Source organism: Kordiimonas aquimaris, assembly GCF_025574485.1.
Taxonomy (GTDB): Bacteria; Pseudomonadota; Alphaproteobacteria; order Sphingomonadales; family Kordiimonadaceae; genus Kordiimonas; species Kordiimonas aquimaris.
This window is the reverse complement of record NZ_JAOBPO010000002.1, coordinates 536,703-559,440: the sequence shown is the minus strand read 5'-3', so window position 1 is coordinate 559,440 and position 22,738 is coordinate 536,703. Positions and strand designations below refer to the sequence as shown.

The following is a 22,738-nucleotide window of genomic DNA, read 5'->3' as shown; positions in this document are numbered from 1 at the left end:
AGCATTCAAAAAGGTTGCCACATAGGTTGCAGCCTTTTTATTTACCTACATTTCTACGCACTGCGTCTGGCATAAAATCAAACTCGTCAGAGTCAAAAAACTCCAGCAATTCGGTTCGGTAAGTCATAATTTCATCTTTGGTTGGCTTATGAAACTTATTAACCGGTGTGGGGCGCCCGACCACAACGACGCCGCGCATTCCCATGAGAACATGCGGAATACAGTGGTATTGATAGGTGCCTTGCACATCAAAAGTTACCGACCATTCGTCCCCTGCTTGTTCAAAATAAGGACTTTTAAATCCACTACCGCCCTCCGGGAAACCGTCAGGGTACGTAATGACATTATGCAAATCATCTGTCACGTTCATCCAGGTAACAGTATCTCCTACGTTGACCGTAAGAAATTTGGGTTCAAATTTGGTGATACCATTTTCATTGTCAGTAATGACACGAACAACATGATCTTCAGCATTGGCAAACCATGAAGATATTAGCAGCAGAGAAAACGATATTAATACCTTCACGATTTAACCTCTGTTTTAATGTCTACGCTTCAATATTCTTCTTAAAGCATTAAAAGCTACATTGAATTGATTAGACTGATTTAAAGCATTTTCACAACTAAACAGAAATATTGCTGCAAATGGTGAAAAAAGAATTTTCCTTCTGTAAAAAGCTATAAAAAACCTATTAAAAAACACTGAACAACGACACATTCATTAGCCATGTCGGCATTTCTCAGTTACGTCAATTATAGCCTCACAAAGAGAGGCCAAATCATTATCCGAAATGATATGTAACGGCATGATGTAAACAAAGTTACCAAAGCGTTTAATACATACCTTCTGCTACATAATACTGTTTGAATGGCAGCAACATCGAAAGGCTGGACACTTTTTACCAATTATCTAACAGAATCTTTGTAAAAGATAACATTAGAGCCGTCAGGTTTTGCATCACTAATATGAAATTTCAGTCACTAATAGTGAAACCCTAGAATAAGTGCGCGCTTTCAGAATTAGTGAGAGTTCTGTCTGCTCGTCTCCAGCCAAAAACGTGGACAGAAACTCCAAGAAATGAAAGCTCTAGCCTTGTAGAAAAAATGCTTCGCGTGACACAGGGAGCGTTCGAATGCGATGACCGGTTGCTGCAAATATCGCATTACAGACGGCTGGCGCGACGGGCGGTAAAGCTGGCTCACCAGCGCCTGTTGGCGGGTGATCACTATCAACAAAATGAATATTCACCACTGGCATATCGGACATGCGCATCAGAGCATAAGTGTCAAAATTTTCCTGCTCTATACGGCCATTTTCCATTGTGATCTCCAGATTGAACATCGCTCCCAATCCATCGACTACTGAACCTTGGCATTGGCTCTCGGCGCCACTTCGGTTGATCACCAAACCAATATCAGCCGCGACAGTAACCGAATGCACGTTCACTTCACGGTCTGAATTTACACTCACCTCCGCCACTTCGGCAAAATAGCCAGCATGGCTGAAATGAAAGGCCAGTCCAAGCCCTCTACCAGCAGGAAGCTTCCTGCCCCATCCCGCTTTTTCGGCTGCGAGCCGGACCACCGCCGCCGCCCTTCCGGTATCCAACCCATAGCTATTGGCTGGCGGTAAATGTTTTGGTTCACCCAACAACTCAAGCAAAAACTCCAAATGATCTCGTCCAGCAGCGTTTGAAAGTTCATGCAGGAAACTCTGCGCGACCCACGCTGACACATTTGACCAGGGTGCACGCCATAATCCACAGCGTGTTTTCATTTTGTATAACGATTGACTTAACTGGTAATGATCAACCAATTGAGCCGGAAACTCCGTAGCCGGCTGACGAGGTGCACCAGCAATAACTGGTCTTTCTCCGTCGTTGCTTACCGCAACGAGATGATCTCGCCAGAATGCCAATGTGCCATCTTGTCTGATGCCGCCTTTTAAGGAGCGAAAACCACCGGCGCGAAAAAAGTCGTGCTTCGTATCATCTTCACGGGTCCAGGTCAGCTTAACAGGTCCACCTATATGCTTTGAAATTGCTGCAGCCTCACACATGGCATCATTGACCAGTCGTCGACCAAATCCCCCACCAACCCGCGCCTGATGGATAGTCACTTTGTCTTCTGAAATGCCGAGAACGTTCGCAACATTACCGACACCGCGGGTGGGTGACTGAGTTGACGCCCAGATTTCAATTGAATCTTGCTTGTACCAAGCCAAACAGTTTTGCGGCTCAAGGGCTGCATGGGCCACAAACCCATATTGGTACAGGGACTCGACAGTCTGGTCAGTTTGTTGCCTGATCGCACCAACATCACCTTTTTCATACAAAATGTTTTGGCTGGTCCGGTCGGCAAGCTTCCGGCCCTCTGTCTCGAATTGCGACCAACTATCATCCGAAGCATTGGTTTCATCCCATTCAACAATCAGCTCTTGTTTAGCTTTGAAGGCCGCCCAGGTGGATGTCGCTACAATGGCAATGCCAGGCGCCAGCTCCAGAGGGTGTCCATTTCCCTCCAACACGAATACGTGCCGAACACCGGGGAGTGATAATATCGCCTGTAAATTTGCTGACTTAACTACACCCCCTAGAGCAGGACATTTTTCATACACAGCAAAAAGCATGTCAGGCAGAGTTTGATCGATCCCAAACAAAGATTGGCCGGTAACGATTGCCCGGTTATCAACACCGCCAACGCGTTTTCCAATTAGTTGATAGTCGGAACGATCTTTAAATCTGACATCTGTAGTGTCCGGCACCGGCAATTTTGATGCATCGGTTGCCAACTCACCATATGACAGCCGCCTCCCAGAATGCGAGTGGTAGACCTCGCCGTTTTCGGTTTGGCATTCAGTAGCTGGAACTGTCCATCTTGCAGACGCTGCTTGCACCAGCATTGCTCTCGCTGTTGCTCCCGCCTTGCGCATGATGTCCCAGTTGGTCGCAATAGACCTTGAGCCTCCGGCATTTTGCCTTCCAAACGCGGTTTGACTGATCGGGGACTGTTCCACGGTGACTTGCTGCCATTCAACGTCGAGTTCTTCAGCGATAATCATAGGCATAGAGGTTTTGACCCCTTGCCCAATCTCTGGGTTTTTAGAATAGATGAAGACCTGCCCGTCAGGAGCAATGCGGATGTAGGCATTCATCCGAGAATGATCATCTGAAGCCTGTGCTTCACGCGAAAACTCAGCATGAAACGCCAAGACAAAACCAGCCGCAGCACATGCGGAGACTTTGAAAAATGCTCGTCGGCCCATCCGAACGGCAGGGCGTTTTATCGCCTGCCCATCAGGCTCGATTTCAAAGAGTAAGTCTTCAAGCGCGGTAAAGTTTGTTTCTCGTGTCATGTTTATCTCTGAACTGTCCGGATATCTTCGGCTTTTGTTATACTATATCAGAAAAGGTGCAAACATAGATACTGCCATTCTATAGCAAAGCTCGAAAAAGCCTCATTCGACGAAACCAACTGTCTTTATACGCATGCTAGCGCTGTAATTCCTGAAGCCTTGAACTGTGCAGGCAAGACTAGCCTAGGCATTTCCGGTATTTGGGTATACGAGCTTGAATTCTCTACTCTAAACTGAATTGATCACAGTACTGAAAACAGTGAATCTTTATTACTAGTGTGAAATTTAAGTCACTAATAGCGAAATTCTAGAGGAAAGTGGTGGACTTGGACGAGGAAATCTCGAACCAAGTTTTCTCCACTTTAGCCGATTGGGAACACCAGCTTAAACACGCTGATATTGACTTTGAAGGGCCGCAACCATGAATTCGGTTTCAGCCTTCAAATCAGCTTCGAAAGGCAAGCCAAAGAAACCAGCGCCATTTTCCCTTCGTCTGACCGAGAAAGAAAAAAATAAACTGCTGCACCGTGCTAAAGGTCAGCCATTGGGCGGCTATATCAAAGGGCAGCTCTTTAACGTAAAGAATGCCAGCATCACTAAAACCGATGCCGCAACGGTCTTGGCTATCCTTGGTTCTTCTGATCTGGCGCGGAATATGGCCTGTATTGCAAAAGCGGCAGAGATTGGAGCTATGCCCGTCACACCTGAGCTAGCAGCTCAGTTGCAAGAAGCTTGCACTGATATAGACCGTATGCGTTTTGCACTTGTGCGCTCACTCGGATTGAAACCAAAATGATCCTTGTCGGCAACCAGCGCGGCGGGGCGTATGATCTCGCCCACCATCTGATGAAAGATGAAAACGAGCATGTAGAGGTGCACGAACTGCGCGGGTTTGTATCTGATGATCTGCACGGTGCGTTGCAGGAAGCTTATGCGGTCAGCAAAGCCACCAAATGCAAACAATTCCTGTTTTCCCTGAGCCTGAACCCGCCACCTGATGTTGAGGTGCCTACGCAGGATTTTGAAAACGCCATTAACCGTATCGAAAACGATCTGGGCTTGAACGGCCAGCCCCGCGCCGTGGTGTTCCATGAAAAAGAAGGCGCTGACGGTATGGTGCGCCGCCATGCCCATGCAGTGTGGTCCCGTATTGATGCCGAGGAAATGAAAGCTAAGCAGCTTTCTTTCACAAAGAATAAGATGCAGGAAGTTGCCCGTGATCTGTATTTGGAACATGGCTGGAGGATGCCGGACGGATTATCAAAATCCGGCAATGCTGACCCACGCAATTTTACGCTAGAACAATGGCAACATGCCAAGCGCAATGACAAAGAACCGCGTGACATTAAGACAGCGCTGCAAGATGCGTGGGCTATCTCTGACAACAAAGCCGCCTTTACTCATGCTCTTGAAGAACGCGGCTATCGCCTTGCGCGTGGAGATCGGCGCGGTTTTCTTGCCGTGGACACAAAGGGCAAGCCATATTCTCTTTCGCGTTGGTCTGGCGTAAAGCCTAAAGACCTAAAAGCGCGTCTAGGTGATGAAACCAAACTACCCAACCTTGAGCAAACCCAAGCTACCATTGCGCAGGATATGGGCGGTATGCTTGACCGCTTTGATGCGGAGCTGGCGCAAAAAGAACAAGCGCAACGCCAAGCACTGCAAAAAGACAAGCAAGCCATGATCGCTAAGCAGCGCCAGCAACGTGCCGAACAAAAGCAAATGATGGAAGCCCGCCAGCAAGCCGAAGCCATACGAAGGCAAGCGCGTTTTCGCGGTGGTACTAAAGGTTTGTGGGATCGCGTGAGCGGCCAGCACAAACGCATCCGTGAACGCAATGAAATGGAAGCCTACGAAGCCGCCAAACGTGACCAAGTCCGGCGGGATGAACTAATATTCCGACATATGGAGCAACGCAAAAAATTGGTCAGTACGGCCAAGCAAGAATTGGTTCAAGTGCAGAGCCAAAAACAGGGAATCACCCAAGACCGAAAAGCCATCACACAGATAGAAACACAGCACCCCGCGCCAATAAAACGGCCACGCCGAAGGCAAGCACCACAAGCCCTTGATGAAACGCGAACACTCAGACAATCATTCAATAAAGCTGCGAAGGCCGAGCCGAAATTTTCCGCCAGCCAAAATGAACGCCTCAATGCCTTCAAGGAAACCAGACGACAACAGGAATCTTCGCGCCAATCTCAGACACCAAAGCGCGACACCGGACCGGAGCGATAATATTATCGATCATAGGCCCAGACTCGAGGTTTCTGCTTCGGATGGGATGAAAATGGCCTTCACAGAAGCCGAGGCCGCTTTTCATCCCAGCCGGAGCGGAAACCGGATAAACAAGCACTACACTTTTCTTCAAACCTCCAAGCCTGCTTTGGAGGGTTTGAAACGGTCCTTCCTTGGAATTACGACAAGCTTTACCCCATATGCCTTATATAGATATTTATGGGCCATTTTTTGGGTATGCACCCTTGTCGCCACGAGGAGCGAAGCCCTTAAATTGGAGTACTTATCCAGTCTTCGCGGCCATGCCGTACACGCAGAATGAAAACATCACCAGAGGGCTTGATCACATACACAATCATATGAGAACCGTAGGGATGAATTCGCACTGTTGGATTGATCTCAACGCGCTCTCTGGCCGCCTCGGGACTGGCTGCAAGAAACTCAAATGCCTGCTCCAGCCCAACGTGATATTTTTCGGCCTGATCTGGGCCAAACAGCCGCATACCTTCCAGCAATATGTGGAGAATATCTTCTTCGGCTTTGACACTGAGTTTATAGGCCACGATTTATGATGAAGCGGTTGTTAAAGAACGCGCTTCGTCCAGAATATCACTCATGGATTTCTTGCCCTCGCCGCTTTCAAACGCCTCTGTCACCAGCGTTTGCATATGAGCTATCTTGTCTTTGTGTTCTTGATCGTGCCGGATAAGGTCACGCACATAATCACTGGCGTTGCTATAGCGGCCCGTTTGAGCCTGTCCTTCAACCCAATTTTTCATTTCATCCGGCAGTGAAACATTCATAGTTGCCATATCAAAATCTCCATTTCTTAATGTTAATTATGACATAATTTGGCAAAGATTGTCAATTTTAGACAAAGGTACACGCCCCTAAAAAGACTGAATTATATAGTTTGTACCGTTGATTTCAGTTTCGCAGATATCGCCGCCAAGAACCAGATCACGCGCAAAAGATTCCGTATCGAAATAGTAACGAAGGTTTTCAGGAATTTCATTTAAGAGGCCCGTATCCTCGATATAGCTTTCTGAGTATTCAAGGGCTGTGCCTTCAAAGAGTATAATATCATCCAGACGGTCAAGAATATCATCAATGCTATAACCAACATCATTAGCCAAATAGGTTGCTTTAATCAGATCATCGCCGCCTAAGTCTTCAAAATCATCAAACCATTGCTTTAGATTGGCCTGATTAACGGACAGAGCCTCAAAGAGCTTGCAATTCTCTCCATCAATGAACTGGATTTCATATTCCTCAACCGGATCACCATAATCATTGCGGTGTTTTGCGGATTTATCGAGATATTCATCGTAGGTGCTGAAATAAAAACCAGCGGCTGAAATATCGTAAGGCGTTGCGTGATACTTATTTGTCATGGTGTTCCTCCTTTGCTTTGAACAAAGAAGCAAGCACTGGCTGCATAGGGGGTGGGTGCAATTGCCTTCGCGGAACCTTGGAGTGGAAGGTCGATTGCAAACGCCACCGCAGCCTATAAAAGTGCTGGAATTCAAAGCAAAGGGGGAATGGAGCCAAAAAATTACAGTTTAGTGTACGGCCTCAACGGCATGGCAGATTTTTTGTATAGCTAAATCTATCTGGTCTGTTTCTAAATCAGCACCAAAACTGAAACGAATACAGCTATCAATGACATCTGGCTTAATCCCCATTGCAGATAAGACATGAGAAGGTTCAATAATTCCTGATGTACAAGCAGAGCCTGTTGAAGCCGCAACATCGGTTTGCAACATCCCTAGCAGTAAACCAGCATCGAGCTGATCAAACGCAATATTCGCATTGCCCGCATGCCTATCTTCAAGTGCAGGGCCAACTAATTGTATGCTATTTATTCTCTTTTGCAGCTGTTCGAAAAAATAGTCTCGTTTGTTTCTAATCTGCGTAACGATATTTTCTCTGTTCATTCGAAGATATTTAGCTGCTGCTCCAAAACCAACACATAAATGCGTAGGCAATGTGCCTGCCCGAATTCCATTTTGTTGCCCTCCGCCCCAAATAAGAGGCTGTATCTTACTTTGCAACTCGTTTGATACATACAAAGCACCTACACCTTTAGGGCCATACATTTTGTGAGATGAAAGGCTAACCAAATCCAAGCACATTTCTTGCGCATCAAGCTTAAAAAAAACAGATGCTTGCGCTGCGTCAGTATGAAACAAAGCACCTTTAGACCTTGCTAACAACGCACATTCCTTAATGGGCTGAATACTGCCAACTTCATTGTTAACTGCCATAATTGAAATCAGATAAACGTCATCATCAAGCATTGATTTATACTCTTCCAACTTCACGGTTCCATCGGAAGTCACGGGAATATATTCAATTTCATACCCTAATGAGCGCAAGTATTCTGCTGGAGCCAAAACGCATTTATGTTCTATTGAACTGACAAGAATGCGCTTCTTTTTGGAATCTGCCCTACACATCCCAATCAATGCCAAGTTGTTAGCTTCTGTCGCGCCGGAAGTAAAAATGATCTCATTAGAATCGGCGTTTATGAATTTCGCTATTTCAGATTTCGCTGCCTCTACAGCTTGCAGTGATTTTATACCCGCAATATGTTGAGAAGAGTGTGGATTTGCATACTCTTCAGCTAGGAATGGCTGCATCTCCCGCAAAGCCGCCTCGCATATGGGCGTACTAGCTTGGTAGTCAAGATACACATAATCATTTTTTCCCATAAGCAACAGTGCCTTACAATAAAACTTGTGAATTGTACGTGTTTTGTTCAAAAACAACTGGGCTTCATCACCAGTTTTAAATAAACTACATGAGACTGGTGACGAAACCCAGTCTTAAAAGGCAGGTATCATGAAAACAAAACTTACAGACGCTAATTATAAACCACAATTTGCAGGTCATGAAACCTTTTATCTCAGATACGGGTGGCTAAAAAAAGCGGCCGATGAGGTGAAGAATGCGCATGGAAACACCCGAAAAGTATTCACCGATGATGATGCAATAGCCTCTTTTGGTGTAGGAAAGAACATGGTCTCTGCTATTCGCTTTTGGGCTCATGCCTGCGATATAATCCACACGCAAGATAGCGAAACCATGGTTTCGGAATTGGGTAGTTTCTTGCTAGCGGAAAAGGGGGCGGACCCTTACTTGGAAAACCCTACATCTCTGTGGATATTGCATTGGAAATTGGCCTCAAATCCAAAACATACTTCAATATATTGGCTGTTTAATTATTTTACTGAGGGTGGCTTTGACAAAAACCTTCTTATGAAGGCCTTATTTGACGTTGCCGATCAATATGGCTGGAAAAAGCCTAATGAAAAAACCTTAAGCAATGATTTGTTGGTCTTCCTAAACACCTATGCAATGGATTCTTCTCCCAAAAAAGGGGCTAGAGAAGACAATTTAACGTCACCGCTTGCAGAATTGGGGTTAGTCAGAAGCGGGAGCAATGGGCGTTTTCATATGGGTTGGGGGCCTAAACCAAGCTTAGGCAAAGGAGCTTTTTTGTATGCTTTATGTGATTTTTGGGAAGAGTATTCAGATGCCAATACACTCAACTTCCAAAACGTCCTTTTAGAGCCGGGCTCTCCGGGTCGGATATTTTTAATGGACGAAAATGATCTTGCTGTGAGATTGATGGAAATTTCTGACGATACTAATGGCTTGATTTCTTGGTCTGAAACAGCCGGACTAAAACAACTAATTCGCTCTAAGTCATTTAGCGAAAAAATTAAGAATGATTTTTTAACGCAAGACTATGCAACCGTCCAACACAATGTGGAGGCTGCATAAAATGACCTTGTCAACAGAAGTAAGTATTTCGGGGCGATTCATACGATCCGTAAGAATTGATCAGGATACAGACGCATCATCCATTGAAGGATATGTATTTTCTAATTCACTAAAAAATTTACTTCTTGGTATGGGAGAGCAACAAAAAGAATCGGGACAAGGAGCATTCACTTGGACAGGCCCTTATGGCAGCGGTAAATCTAGCTTGGCCCTTGCGTTGTCATCTTTACTTTCCGGAACAAAACAACGCCGTGATGTCGCTGCCAATATTATTGGCGAGGATTTCTCAAATGATTTATGGGCTCTACTGCCCCCCCAAACTAAGGGTTGGAAGTGTTTATCGTTGATAGGTCGACGTGATGAGCCACATCAAATCATAGCAAATGCTTTAGCTTCATCTGATCTACTAAAAACAGCCCCTCCGACCACTTCAGAAGAAGTGATTGATGTTCTTCTCTCCATAGCCAACGCCACACCAAAAAGTTCAGGTGGGCTGATAGTTATAATCGATGAGATGGGCAAGTTTTTAGAAAGTGCGGCCCTTTCGGACGGTGACGTTTATTTCTTTCAATTGCTGGCTGAGGCCGCATCAAGAAGTAATGGCCGCCTGATTGTCATTGGGATTCTACATCAAGCATTTCAAGAATACGCCAGCCGAATAGCTAGGGACACTAGGGACGAATGGTCGAAAATCCAAGGTCGGTTTACTGACATTTCAGTTAACATCTCTAGCGAAGAACAGGTGGAGTTAATTAGTCAGGCGATAGAGCATTCTTCAGTTCCAAATAGCGCCGTTACTACTGCAAAACGGACGGCATCGTTAATTAGAAAAAATTTACCTGCCCTTGGGCACTCGATAGAGAGTGCTTTAGCAAATGCTTGGCCTCTCAACCCAATCACAACAACTCTATTAGGCCCAATTTCAAGACGCAGCTACGGTCAAAACCAAAGAAGCATATTTAGTTTTTTAGGTTCATCTGAGGCTATGGGCTTTCAAGATTTTCTGCGGCAAACAAAAGCTTCTTCCAAGAAAACCTTTTTGCCAGAGAACTTATGGGATTATTTAATATTTAATTTGGAATCTTCAATTGCGGTGTCAACCGATAGTCACCAATTTTCTGCCGCAAAGGACGCATTAGCTCGATGCCAAAAAAGTGGTGATAACCATTTAGAGACCAGCATTATCAAGACAATTGCTTTGCTTGAATTAACACAGCAAAAAACAGGCCTTGGTGCAGATATAGAGGCATTAAACCTAAGCCTGCCTCACGCTACAAAAAAAGAAATAGTGGCGGCGATTCAATCGCTTGAAAGCAAGTCTATTATTATCTTCAAAAAATTTCGAGGCGTGTATGCTTTATTTGAAGGCAGTGACTTTGATATTGAAGGGGCCCTAAATACTGCAAATCGTGAAATATCTTCAATTGATCTTAACTCAGTTTCCAAAGCGCTAGCAGTTTCATCTATCAGCGCTAAAAGGCACTACCATCAAACGGGCTCTTTAAGGTGGTGTGACCTTCGTGTAATTCCAGTTAACCAATTGGAGGCTATAGCAAAAACATTCACAAAAGAAAGTGGGGCCTTCGGGTTATTTGCATTAGCTCTTCCAACAAACAATGAAAACGCCGCAACGATTGAGAAGGCAATTAATGTTGCCCAATCTAAAGCAAAGTCCTTTGATTTTGTGATTGCAACTTCGGACCAAGCCAAAAATTTACTCGCGCATGCCAAAGATAGAACAGCTCTAGCGCATATACTAAAAAACAACCGTGATATCCAACGGGATAAAATTGCTCGAAGAGAGATTAGTGACAGATTAGAGGCGGTTTCTCATCTAATCGAACAAGAAGTTTGGTTGTTATTAAATGGTGCCGATTGGCACATAGATTCCAAAGACACTCGCCAACTAACATGGACGGGAATAAATGCTCTTGCCTCTACGTTGGCAGATAAAAGGTTTGACAAAAGCCCTCGCATTCACAATGAGCTGCTAAATAGAATGAAGCCCTCCGGTACCGCCAACGGCGCACTAAAGTTGCTTCTTCACGCCATGGTGCTTCGGGAAGGCCAAAGGGGATTAGGTTTTACTAAATATCCGGCAGAAAAGGGGTTGTTCGTATCATTAGTAGAACACAACAATTTATATCAAGAAATTGATGGCAAATGGCAATTTGTAGCGCCAGAAAAAGACAATAACGCCAACCTGCACCCACTTTGGAAAGCGGCACGTGAGTACCTAAAGAAAAACGAAAAAAGAAGTATCCAGCTAGAAGAAATTTATGATCTATGGAGAGCCGCGCCATACGGGGTTAAGGATGGAGTATTACCATTATTGGGCGTTCTCTTCATGATGACGGAAAGATCAAACTTAGCTTATTATCGCGAAGGAATATTCCTATCCACTATCACAGACATTGATATTGACTATCTCCTAAAGGCATCAAATATTATCCAAATCCGCTGGATGAACATGAGCAATATTGCGCGCAAATTACTTGCCAATATGGCTGATGTTGCCGCCGAACTCACAGGGCAACCTGTTCTTGATTTAGAGCCTTTGGATGTTGGCCGCGCATTAATCGCAGCTTATGAGACTGCTCCTCCTTGGGTCCACAGAACGTCAAGGCTCTCGAAGAACGCTCAGGCCATACGCACTTTATTTAAGCGCTCCAATGACCCTAACAAATTCATATTTGATGACATCCCCGCGCTTTATGCTGATCAAACAGATATTACAACGGGGGACGGCATAGAGTTTATCTCTGACCAAATCAGGCAAGGTTTGAAAGACATATTAGAAGCTTATGAGTTGATGTTACATGGACTAAGGGAACAAGTCCTAGAAGAACTTCAGGTTCACAGTCGATCAACTCAAGCCTACACCGAGTTAAACGAACGCGCTGCAAACATAAAAGGCATTTCTGGAAACCTCCGGCTTGAGGCATTTATCAACCGCGCGACAATGCTTAATGATAGCACAGAGGAAATGGAGAGCTTGGCGGGGTTAGCTATCAACAAACCTGCCAAAAGCTGGATTGACGGTGATTTAGACCGGGCCGCAGTAGAGTTAATCAATTTTGCTCAACAGTTTAATAAACACGAAACAGTCGCGCGGGTTAAAGGACGCAAAGACAAGCGAGAGGCCATGGCTGTTGTCGTTGGCTTAGATGGACGGCCTCAACCTTACATGCATGAATTCGATGTCATGGAAAACGACAAGGAAAAGGTCACAACGCTCGCCACAGAAATCAAAAAACTCATAGATGTTAGCAAAAAGGGGGCAGACCAAACCATACAGCTCGCAGCGTTAGCCTCTGTAAGCGCAATGATTATAGGCGAACAAAATAAACCTGAACAAGAAGAAGACCGCGATCATGCCTGAAGAAAAAGTAAAGCATGTTCTTGGCCTATCTGGTGGAAAGGATAGCTCCGCACTTGCAATCTATATGAGCCAAAACCACCCTGAACTTGATATAGAGTATTTTTTCACTGACACGGGTGAAGAGCTCGAGGAAGTTTACTCTTATCTTGCTATGCTTGAAGGCTTTATGGGGAAGCAAATCAAGAATCTCGACCCAAACCGAGACTTCAAATTCTGGTTAACCCAATATAAAAATTTCTTGCCCTCTGCGCAAACACGCTGGTGCACGCGCATGTTAAAACTCAAGCCTTTCGAAGCTTGGGTAAAAAAAGAATTTCTGGACAAAGGCTACACTGTATACAGCTATGTCGCTATTCGAGCCGATGAAGAATACCGCGAAGGGTACACATCAAAGAACGATAAACTAATAATAAAACTCCCATTTAGAGATGACGGTGTGGACAAGCCAACTGTCATGGAAATACTTGAAAACTCTGGCCTTGGGCTACCCGCTTATTACGAATGGCGCTCAAGAAGCGGTTGCACCTTCTGCTTTTTCCAGCGCAAAATCGAATGGGTTGGTCTTATGGAACGTCACCCGGAAGCTTTTGAATCTGCCAAAGCACTAGAAAAAGATGCTCTTGAGCACGGCTCTCCATTTACTTGGAGCGAAGGCGAGTCTTTGGATGAACTATCAAAACCCGAACGCATAGCTGAAATTAAAGCCGATCATCAAAAGCGCCTAGATAGAGCCATGGCCAAGAAAATCATTGACCCATTGCGCCCAGATTCAGGCTTAATTGATATTGATGATCTTTACGGACAACAAAAGATGTGTTTAGCCTGTCATAAGTAGGCATTAACTCATTTTTATTTCGCTATAACGACATTCAATTATATTAGTTGAGGTGTCAAAGGTGCCCTTTTTCAGAGGCAATTTAAACCTTGCGGGAAACTAAAGCGCTTAACTTGCTACGGATGAACTAGTTCGCCTTCAAGTCCAATCCGCTCGCTAATTGCGCCCAAGCGCGTTCAAGTATGCGTTGTGAGCGTTTATTTACAAACTCAGCATCCCATGTATCCTTTTTGAGAGATATACTTTTACACATTGGTAGAAAGGACGCCTGTTCAACAACTTTAGTAGCATGCGTACTCAACTTTAATCCAAACTTAGAAAGTTCTGCCATACGAGACTGGAAATCTTCCTCACTCTCCGCCGAAAGAAGTCCAAATAATATATTTTTATGTTTCCATGATCTATTGCCGAAAACTGCGTTTTCAGCTTGAGGTAGTAGTAGCAAGTTACCAATCCGGTGGATGAAATCAGGGTCTTCATATAGAGAAGCATCCCACTCAGTTTGATTGCTTTGAGGCGCAATATGCTCAACTGTAAAATAGTTCTTATCGTTCCATCTATCATATAGAAGAGTTGGGGAAACCCCTTCTCTACCACTCGACAATAAGCCCGGAACTTCAACGTCCGGCACGGCATCATGTGACGCTAAAAAAAGCAAAAATCTGGCCACATCCTTGGAGTGCTTATAGATTGGTATTCTTTCGGCCTTAGATATCCAGTTAGCCTTTGTATCAATTCCCTCATCCGCTAGTTTGCCTACAAGCATTTTTTTATAGTTTGCAATAGAGATTGCACCAACTGTATCTTTAGGCCTAACAGAAAGTGGCGGTATCTTCTGGCTTGGACGACCAGATCTCATGATATCTCGGTAAACATTATCAATGTTATCCGTGCCACCCTTAGCTGCTCTCCAAAGAAAGGAAAAAGCGAACGTTGCCGACAACGCATCACAAAACTCTACAGATTTTTCTGACTTCTTAGAATCGTCTTCTGCAGCAAGGTACTCACCATAAAACCGAGCAAGTGGTGCGACTGTAACATGGTGTTTCAAGTCCCGTAATGCTTCTAGCCCTACTTTAGAAAATTCTTGGTTTCCCTTGATTGGGGGAATTTGTGGCTCTAATCCATCGGGAGACCAAACAATGTTAATAAATGATGATAGATAAGCGAGGCGTTGAACGAATGTCCTTTTTTCCTTAGCTTTTTTTAAACCATCATATTGCTCGCGTAGCCATCTACGTTGCTCATTTAATCGTTTTTGAAGTTTTTCTCCGTTCTCCATTAACGCAAACGGCACCAGTAGTTCAGAGGTAGCTTTTTGTTTTTGTTCTGCTTTGCGGAATCTTTCTAAATACAGTTCAACAGCATCTATATATTTTCTAGAATCCGACATTTCATATTTTTCAAGAGATTCAAACTCTATGATCTTAGGTTTGAAAGTTTCAAACGCAGTGAGAGGTTCACCAGTAGTGTTCAAAGCTTCGAACATATCAAAAGCATCATCTTCACTTTCAGTTGTAACTACTGTGAAAGCCATCCTGTTGTTCATGTACTTTGAAAACACAATTAGCCGAACCAATTGGCTAAACGCGTCATAATGTGGATCAGAACCTTTATCTCTTACATATTCGATAACAGCGTCCGGCAATGAGAATCCCCATAAAGCTTCCATAAAGTCTGAGGATTGAACCATCGCCAAAACAGGTGGAAAATCATGGTCGTCACTGTTGGTTCCAGTTATCTGATTTATCTTACGCCCTGCCACCCCAAAAACATCAGACACGCTCTTAAAATGTGCAATCACTTGTCCCGTTTGATCTTTAGGCTTGTATACAAAAGTTTTGTTTTCATCTTGCTGCAAATGTTCAAAATAATCCCAAATCAATTTAGCTATAGGACTCTCGTATTTAGCTTGCGACTTACGGCTAGACCAAACGTCTTCATAGGCTCTAATCACTCGTGGATAATATTGAAAATGATCGTCTCCCGATCTCATGTCTAGTACGAAAGTTTCTTCTAATTCACGAGCTACCCTCGTTGATTGATCCACGATCCAAGCAAAATGCTCGCCTTCCTTATTCTTAAACTTACGAGCCAATTTCCTGACAAGCTGATGAAATGCAATGTTAACTATCAGAAAAGTACAAATCCTCTGTTGACCATCGATTATGGTCATAACTTTGCTGGGCACTTCGGCTTTATAAATGGGTTTAATAGTTTTATGTTTAATGTCGTTGATTGCTATAATGGTCCCTAGAAAACTAATTGTGTCAGGGCGTTTTTTTAGCAAACTAATACCGTGCAACGCATCCTCAAACAGCCGCTCAACATTCTCATTGTCCCATGAGTAAGGTCTTTGATAGGCGGGGATATAGCAACATTGCCCACTAGTAATTAGGAAATTTAAATTGCTCTGAGCTTTAGCTTTGAAAATGCTATCTATATCTATTGCCATATCAATCCTCTTAAAATCTATAAGCCACTGAAATGACTCTCAATTATCAATAGCAATTAATAGGCATTCAGAGCAATCCCCATGTCTATACTTCAGGTTGGTTCAATATCTCGCCTGCATAGCTTCACCTTGCCCGAAAGGGATGCAACGGGAAACGCACAGGGTTTCCCTTGCCGAACAAGCGCAGCGCCGTGAGCACAAGATGCGTGGGTACTACCCCACGCACATCTTGCGTTAGTTTAATTTTGCGTTTTATGCGGTTTTTCGTTTTAGCTTTGTTGGTAGTTACTATTGTTATTTTAATAATATTCTTACGCTTCTTTACTGATCCTATCTTTATTAGTAAGGGCCAATAAAAGGTAACAACTTAGAGCATAGCAACACCAATATATCCATTCTGTTAAACAGTAACTAAATCGCTTACTGTGAGTGTGTTGTAATTCTCAGTAAACACGATTTGACTAGCGGCGTATGTGCTGCCTGTGCCATCACGATCAACAGCAACATAGCTATGCGCTGTATCGTTTGTGATTGTTACCCAATCCGCCAGAACATCAACACCATCAACATAACCGAAATCACTTAAAACATCTGAAATGTCGATGGTTTCACCCGCTTCAAAGTCGCGGATACGGTCACGTACATCAAAGGCACTTTCGCCCTCAAATGCGTATGTGTCTACACCGCCCTGTCCCCAAAGGGAGTCCAGTCCTTCTTCCGCGTAGAGAACGTCATTACCGTTCTCGCCAAGTAGAGTATCATTACCAGTACCACCGCGTAGAGTGTCCGAACCTTCACCGCCATAAAGCAGATCAACACCAGCATCACCATATAGGGTATCATCGCCGCCAGTGCCGTATAACTTATCGTTATCATCCCCGCCGTAAAGAGTGTCGTTACCATCACCTCCGGCTAAGGTGTCTGCACCAGCGTCACCGTACAGAACATCATCACCAGCATCGACAAACCCGACTGCACTAAACTTGTCATCACCGTATATAATGTCATTTTCAGAGCCACCGCGCACAGTATCGTTTCCGGTCCAGCCGTATAGAATATCTGCCCCGGCATCACCGTTTACAACGTCATCACCGTAGCCAGCAACTACCACATCAGCGCCAGCTCCGGCATTGATGGTGTCGTTACCTGCACCAGTTAGCGTATTGAATTTGTCTTCACCATAAATTTCATCAGCGCCATCACCGCCGTTTATGGTGTCATCGCCTTCATCACCGTACAGAATGTCATCACCTTCATCACCATTAACGGTATCGTTTCCAACATCACCTCTAAGCGTGTCATTCCCGGCTAATCCGTCTAGCTGGTCATGGAAAACAGTGCCTAAGAGAATATCGCCATTCACCGTTGCAGGGTTTGAGTTTTGTGTGAACGCGCCGTTTTCAATAACGCCATCAGCAAATTGGATGCGTTCAATGTTTTGATTGATGAGGTCAAGTCCATCAGTGCCAATAAGGTGAGTAATTAGATATGAAGGGCCAAATGGTGTGACATCATAATCTGCTAGATTGTCGTCATAGACTACCGTGTCTATACCACTGCCACCGATAAAAGTATCATCACCCGCACCACCATGCAGCTGATTAGTTCCAGAGTTCCCCCAAATATCATCATCACCTGCACCACCAAAAATGGTGTCATTTCCTAGCCATCCTTCTAGGCGTTCATCCGCTGTTGACCCTGTGATGTGATCGTTAAAAGATGTACCGATAACATGCTCAACACTATGTAGGATGTCTGTGAAGCCATAGCTATCGTTGCTAACAATTCCCGTTTCCAAGTTTACGGTAACGGCCTGTGTTCCAACACTTCCCGCTCGCCCCACGTTATATTGAACGATGTCAAACCCATCACCACCAAAGACAACATCATTGCCGCTGCCTGTATTAATATTATCGTTCCCAGCACCCCCGTATAATCTATCATCTCCACGTCTACCATTAAGTTGCTCATTGGCATCACTACCAATTACAAAATCATCTTCATTAGTACCTGTAACGGTAGAACCATCAGGGCCGTTAGACGGGTCGTAATGGGCAATTCTTATGAGATAACGATCACCATTATCAAACTCTAGAAATTCAACTTGATCTGAGTTCGCACCGGAAGCTTGGTCTTTGATGGTTATTTGGTCAGCACCTTGCAACTCGATTGTTAAATCATCGCCTGAGCGTGTGAATGAAACATCGTCAATATCGATACCCGCGCCCAGTTTAATAACGTCTGTAGTTCCGTCATTATCAATGATCGTATCTGAGCCGCCACCAACATTGAAGATGTAGGTATCATCACCCGCATTTCCGGTAAGAGTATTATCAAGTTCATTACCGATAAATGTATCGGCTTGGATTGTACCTATGGCGTTTTCAATCTCAGCATTGTAAGCAATTGCAACGTTTTCAAAGGCAAGGCCCGTTTCTGTAACGCCATCACCATTGCGATCACTTACAAACGAGCTATCGGCGGACTTTCCGATTGAGCTAAATTCACCATCGTTAAGATTGATAACAACACCATCAGTATAGGCCGATGTGTCGATTGTATCTGAACCTGCTCCATCCCAAATTGTGTAAATGAAAGCATCGTTTACGTTGTCAGAAAAGCCCTGAGCTTCTTTGTACGTTGTGTCGCCTGAGCGAGTAGATGTATTGATGCCATAAATAGTTTGGAGTGCTGCTATATCGAGCAATTGCAAACCGGAAGGCAAAACATCATTAGTCGTGCCTATAGGATTCATGCCCTCAACGATTTGACTGGACATGATAGTATATTTCATTGAGTCTGAGGAAGATTGGCTAGGATGGTCCAATCCAAGGGAATGCGCAATTTCATGTTGGATTGTGAAGTGCCCATATCTCCCTAAAGTAGTGTCATTCCATAATGAACCGCCGCCTAGATCGGCATCATTGTTTAACCAAACATCACCGTGCTTTAGTGCTGAGCTCCCTGTTGAATAATCGTATTCATAGCCTCCTGTCGTTGAGCCAATGGAAGGCGTACCGCCATTAGTCGTTGCGCCAATTACTATATCCGCTGTATTAGTAGTGCCAATATTCAAATCTATTTTAGCAACATCTGCGAACGACACTCCCCAAGTTGAAGAGTTTAATACAGATGTCAGAATTGATGATTGATTGGCACTTAATGACGGGCCTCCACTAGGAAGCTGTGTATATTCGCGGTCCACTCCCGAAGTGTAATAGCCAAGAGCGTTAAGGTCACTTGTGCTTGTAAGAGCATAATAAAAGAACTGGTAATCACCATTTCCATCAATTCCAATATCAGCTCGTTGGTCTAATTCGCCTGAGACAGTTGAAAGGTCATTCTGCCCTGCGCCTCCTACAAAATTAGTAGTAAATAAAATATCTTGATAGTCATTGAATACAATTGCCATGTAGCCTCCGTGTTGGTTAAAGTTAAGGTGTTACAGACCTCTTAAAGGTGAAGAATATTTAATCCTTTTGCTGTTCTAATTATTGGCTTGTTCGGAAAGATCATTCCAAAAACCTACTTCTTTTTGAACTGAACTGTCTTTTGGCTTGCTATTTATCAACCACATGCTTGCGGCAACGAGGATTATGATGGCAGCTATCGTTATGGTTTTTTTTGTCATAGTTTGGTTTTCCTTTTATTATTCGATGTTTACGCTATCAGGGCCTTGCCAATTCAAGACATATCCCTGTGGTTGATTATTGCTGTTTGATGTAGATATGCCGGGTAAAACCCCCGCGAAGCAAAGCGGTGCAATTACGATGATGGCCATGCCTAGAATTGCCAGTAATTTATTATTCATAATCTCATCTTTTGTTGATTTAATAATGTATTTACTACACTAATAAATTGCATGATGCAAATTTATGAATATTTTTCAATAGGTTAGGATAACCATTAGTTGTATGAATATTGAAGATAAGTTCGATTTCTTATTGAAATCAACCTGATAGGCCAAATTCATTTTTATGTGGAAAATGGACTTAAACTCGAAAGTCTGGCTCTTCGGTAGTGCCAATATGATTCATGCCCATGCGTTCATAATAAGCATACAAACCGGGGTGATTAGTTTCTGATTGGGACCAGTAGACAACATCATATTCTTCAAACAACATCTTAAAGAACATTTCAAAATATGCGGTGCCTCGTCCTTTTCCTGCTTCGTCAGGAAAAAGGGCAAGGTCTTCAATTTCTTTGACCCGCTTATTGTCTGCCGCGTATCCAAATTTCTTAGTTAGCGGTATTCTAGGATCGGCTAAAAGCGCAAAGCCAATCACTGCGTCATTGGCTTTTAAATGCACTAATTGTGTACCGGGCCGAGAAAGCCGTGTTCTTAGCCGGCTTTCTTGATTAATCTCCTTACGCTCCCACATCCACGGAATGCGTTTCAACATGGGATAAAACTCTTCATAGGTAGATTTGCCCGGCTTTTGCGGTGCAATTGATAGATCATCACTCCAAGTGTCCTTGAAGTTGTCGTTAGCCAGCCCAGTGAGATATTCGCTTTTGTTTATTGCCCAATGGTATCGTTTGATTGTCGCCATTCGTGTGGTTCCTTCGCCAGTTGTTCCCACACAACGTTGAAATCAGTTCGTGCGCTTTGCGCTATTTTTTTATTATTGATTACAATGATTTCAATGCCGTCATCAAAATCGACATAAGCCAGTTTTGAGCCGTAAATGAATTTTGTTTTATCGATTGCTAAATCTTTGGGGAACCAGCGATATTCGCAGTAATCGTTCCCCATATAGGCATCATCGCCCTGTTCCACGATAACGCGGAACGTGAAGTTATCCTTGATAGCGTTCATCCGTTCCTTATGCATGGCCACGTAGTCTGCACCCAACGTATCCATTACCAGATGAGAGACACCATTATGGATGCAAAGCTGCGCGCCTTCTTCCTGTGCCGCAGCATAAATATGTTCATACATCTGAACAAAACCATCACGGCCTTTTAGAATACTATAAAGCTTATCCCGCTCCACGCCTGTTTCGGTGAAGCTGATGCCGCGATTATTAAAGAAATTTTTGATCTTATCGCGGTTTAGACGAGACATATTTTGCTCTCCGCGTTCAAACTGGCTGATTGTTGTTGTGGACATACCAACAAGCGAGGCAAGAGTTTTTATATCCAGCCTCGGTTGATGCAGCACTCTTGCTGCTCCTAATTGCCCACCATCAAATGACATAATTTATATCTTTCTATGCATATTTGAATACTAAATACCAAATACTTGATGTTTTGTATACATTTTTGTTGACACAAACAATCCCTATAAATACAAAAGGGCAACTAATTAATGTTTTGTATTAAATATTTTTAAACTACGTGTATGGGAGTAACTTAATGAGTAAGGAGTATGATAAGGCGGCGTTTATGACCCGCTTGTTGCTCGGCGAAAACTTGGGCCGAGATGTAAATTTCCAATTAGATCATGACAAAAACGAAGACCTTATGAACGATGTCCGGCATATGAAGGTAATTGCCGCGCGAATGCGCACTAGGGTTAACGTTATCATAGGCTTTGTCCGCAGCTTGTCAGCTCGGCATGAATCCCTCAGTCATAAATTGGAGCTGGAATATTCAGCATATGAAAACATTGTTGCGCGCTTGGAAATGAAACGTCATTGGGCTCTGTATCGTAGAGCGATGCAGGAATATCACATGATGTTTGATGCACTTAATAAGGCAGTTGATAAAACACCGGCCCGTAAATCTCAAATAGGAAAAGCATCAAGGCGTATGGTTCGCGCCGCATCAAGCAAACAGTGCGCTGCATAATCAACAGAATTAAGTTTACAGGGTGTATGTCCGACTTCTAACGCAGTCATACCCTGATAAATGGCACCTCGTCCCCTCCCCACACACGAAACGGGGGCGAGGTGCTGTTTTTTCTGCACATATGAGCGCACCAGGGCGAACAGCCCTAGTCGCGCGATGGCCTTATTTATCCCTGTAATATCTGACGATAACATTTGCGCACATATTCGAGGTGATCATGACACGCTGTAGCAGCGGTTCCAGCAACCCAACGGTTAATGATCGATACGCTAAGTTTATCCGGCACATCACTGCGCTCCTTAAGTAAGGTAATCGCACCGACACCTGAACTGTCGATATAGCTGGCAAACTCAGCACTTATCTTGTCAGTCAAAACAATTGGCCGCTGCGGATGGGTTTCCATCTTACGGCATGCTTCAAACCAATATTCCAGATAATCAGATTGAGCCTTTTTGGTTGAACCAGTTGACCAAGAATTGACGATGTTTGCGGTTAGTCCTGCTGGTACTTCTCCGCATAATTTAAAGACAACACCCGGCGTGAAGCCATTATCGCGGTAGCGTACAAGCTTGGCAAATACAGCCTCCTTAACATCAACATAGGGGCTGTCATTGGACGGTCTTGAAGCCCGGCCAGTTTTTACGTTATCAGGGGCCGCTTCCCAGAGCCTTAGAACATAATCAATATGGCTTTGCCGCGCTGTTGCTGAATTGCCCTGAAACCAGCTTTCAACGATGGCTCCATTCAAGCCCGGTGGCATCTCAAGGCGTTTACCACGCAGTAGTGCAATAACGCCAAGCCCGGTGCGTTTTTTATGGGCTTTTAATGTATCGAGAATGTCTTGTGTCAGGGGAACCCGGTGCGTTCTGCTCATAGAACAAATTATACCGG

Annotated in this window: 19 protein-coding genes; 6 read left to right on the top strand and 13 right to left on the bottom strand. The window is 44.1% G+C overall.

Annotated elements, in window-relative coordinates; translation table 11 throughout:
- Positions 1–37 precede the first annotated feature (37 nt).
- Positions 38–526 carry a plastocyanin/azurin family copper-binding protein gene (locus OEU88_RS08425; protein WP_262694711.1) on the bottom strand — a complete coding sequence of 163 codons (489 nt, stop codon included), beginning with the start codon at positions 524–526 and terminating at the stop codon, positions 38–40.
- A gap of 561 nt (positions 527–1,087) precedes the next feature.
- A complete protein-coding gene (locus tag OEU88_RS08420; RefSeq protein WP_262694710.1) occupies positions 1,088–3,355 on the bottom strand; it encodes a xanthine dehydrogenase family protein molybdopterin-binding subunit in 2,268 nt (755 codons plus the stop codon).
- 421 nt (positions 3,356–3,776) lie between these two features.
- Between OEU88_RS08420 and OEU88_RS08415 the strand changes: the two genes are divergently transcribed.
- Entirely contained in the window at positions 3,777–4,151 is a 375-nt protein-coding gene (locus tag OEU88_RS08415) for a hypothetical protein (protein ID WP_262694709.1), read from the top strand.
- Positions 4,148–5,593: a relaxase/mobilization nuclease domain-containing protein gene (locus OEU88_RS08410; protein ID WP_262694708.1), complete on the top strand. Its 1,446-nt coding sequence runs from the start codon at positions 4,148–4,150 to the stop codon at positions 5,591–5,593. The genes OEU88_RS08415 and OEU88_RS08410 overlap by 4 nt, the downstream gene beginning before the upstream one ends.
- Positions 5,594–5,862: 269 nt before the next feature.
- On the opposite strand, the gene OEU88_RS08405 is transcribed toward OEU88_RS08410, so the two are convergent.
- The 4 genes from OEU88_RS08405 to OEU88_RS08390 form a co-directional block, all read right to left on the bottom strand.
- Positions 5,863–6,156 (bottom strand): type II toxin-antitoxin system RelE/ParE family toxin, encoded by a 294-nt coding sequence (locus OEU88_RS08405; RefSeq protein ID WP_262694707.1) that lies wholly within the window; start codon positions 6,154–6,156, stop codon positions 5,863–5,865.
- Between the two features lie 3 nt (positions 6,157–6,159).
- Positions 6,160–6,405 (bottom strand): type II toxin-antitoxin system ParD family antitoxin, encoded by a 246-nt coding sequence (locus tag OEU88_RS08400; protein WP_262694706.1) that lies wholly within the window; start codon positions 6,403–6,405, stop codon positions 6,160–6,162.
- A 78-nt stretch (positions 6,406–6,483) separates the two neighbouring features.
- The gene (locus OEU88_RS08395) at positions 6,484–6,987 is read right to left on the bottom strand and encodes an antirestriction protein ArdA (protein WP_262694705.1); all 504 of its coding nucleotides are present in this window, start codon (positions 6,985–6,987) and stop codon (positions 6,484–6,486) included.
- 168 nt (positions 6,988–7,155) lie between these two features.
- On the bottom strand, positions 7,156–8,307 hold the full coding sequence (locus OEU88_RS08390; protein WP_262694704.1) for a cysteine desulfurase family protein: 1,152 nt from the start codon (positions 8,305–8,307) through the stop codon (positions 7,156–7,158).
- Between the two features lie 130 nt (positions 8,308–8,437).
- On the opposite strand from OEU88_RS08390, the gene OEU88_RS08385 reads away from it, so the two are divergent.
- The 3 genes from OEU88_RS08385 to OEU88_RS08375 are packed head-to-tail and all read left to right on the top strand — an operon-like array spanning position 8,438 to position 13,599.
- The gene (locus OEU88_RS08385; RefSeq protein ID WP_262694703.1) at positions 8,438–9,382 is read left to right on the top strand and encodes a DUF4007 family protein; all 945 of its coding nucleotides are present in this window, start codon (positions 8,438–8,440) and stop codon (positions 9,380–9,382) included.
- Between the two features lies 1 nt (position 9,383).
- The gene (locus OEU88_RS08380) at positions 9,384–12,764 is read left to right on the top strand and encodes a hypothetical protein (RefSeq protein ID WP_262694702.1); all 3,381 of its coding nucleotides are present in this window, start codon (positions 9,384–9,386) and stop codon (positions 12,762–12,764) included.
- Positions 12,757–13,599 (top strand): phosphoadenosine phosphosulfate reductase family protein, encoded by an 843-nt coding sequence (locus OEU88_RS08375; protein WP_262694701.1) that lies wholly within the window; start codon positions 12,757–12,759, stop codon positions 13,597–13,599. Before OEU88_RS08380 ends, OEU88_RS08375 begins: the two co-directional genes overlap by 8 nt.
- 127 nt (positions 13,600–13,726) lie before the next feature.
- Here OEU88_RS08375 and OEU88_RS08370 read toward each other — a convergent pair whose 3' ends face one another.
- From OEU88_RS08370 to OEU88_RS08345, 6 genes are all read right to left on the bottom strand, one after another.
- Positions 13,727–16,054 (bottom strand): DUF262 domain-containing protein, encoded by a 2,328-nt coding sequence (locus OEU88_RS08370; RefSeq protein WP_262694700.1) that lies wholly within the window; start codon positions 16,052–16,054, stop codon positions 13,727–13,729.
- 400 nt (positions 16,055–16,454) lie between these two features.
- Positions 16,455–19,466: a M10 family metallopeptidase C-terminal domain-containing protein gene (locus tag OEU88_RS08365; RefSeq protein WP_262694699.1), complete on the bottom strand. Its 3,012-nt coding sequence runs from the start codon at positions 19,464–19,466 to the stop codon at positions 16,455–16,457.
- Between the two features lie 75 nt (positions 19,467–19,541).
- Complete coding sequence (locus OEU88_RS08360; RefSeq protein ID WP_262694698.1) at positions 19,542–19,685, bottom strand: hypothetical protein; 144 nt, start codon at positions 19,683–19,685, stop codon at positions 19,542–19,544.
- Positions 19,686–19,703: 18 nt separating this feature from the next.
- Positions 19,704–19,865: a hypothetical protein gene (locus OEU88_RS08355; protein ID WP_262694697.1), complete on the bottom strand. Its 162-nt coding sequence runs from the start codon at positions 19,863–19,865 to the stop codon at positions 19,704–19,706.
- A gap of 181 nt (positions 19,866–20,046) precedes the next feature.
- Positions 20,047–20,607 (bottom strand): GNAT family N-acetyltransferase, encoded by a 561-nt coding sequence (locus OEU88_RS08350; RefSeq protein ID WP_262694696.1) that lies wholly within the window; start codon positions 20,605–20,607, stop codon positions 20,047–20,049.
- Positions 20,574–21,254: a helix-turn-helix domain-containing protein gene (locus OEU88_RS08345; protein ID WP_262694695.1), complete on the bottom strand. Its 681-nt coding sequence runs from the start codon at positions 21,252–21,254 to the stop codon at positions 20,574–20,576. Before OEU88_RS08345 ends, OEU88_RS08350 begins: the two co-directional genes overlap by 34 nt.
- A 158-nt stretch (positions 21,255–21,412) precedes the next feature.
- Between OEU88_RS08345 and OEU88_RS08340 the strand changes: the two genes are divergently transcribed.
- Positions 21,413–21,847 carry a hypothetical protein gene (locus tag OEU88_RS08340; RefSeq protein WP_262694694.1) on the top strand — a complete coding sequence of 145 codons (435 nt, stop codon included), beginning with the start codon at positions 21,413–21,415 and terminating at the stop codon, positions 21,845–21,847.
- A 166-nt stretch (positions 21,848–22,013) separates the two neighbouring features.
- Here the strand turns inward: OEU88_RS08340 and OEU88_RS08335 are convergent, their stop codons facing one another.
- Positions 22,014–22,721, bottom strand: a complete 708-nt coding sequence (locus OEU88_RS08335) for a hypothetical protein (RefSeq protein ID WP_262694693.1) — start codon at positions 22,719–22,721, stop codon at positions 22,014–22,016.
- Between the last annotated feature and the right edge of the window lie 17 nt (positions 22,722–22,738).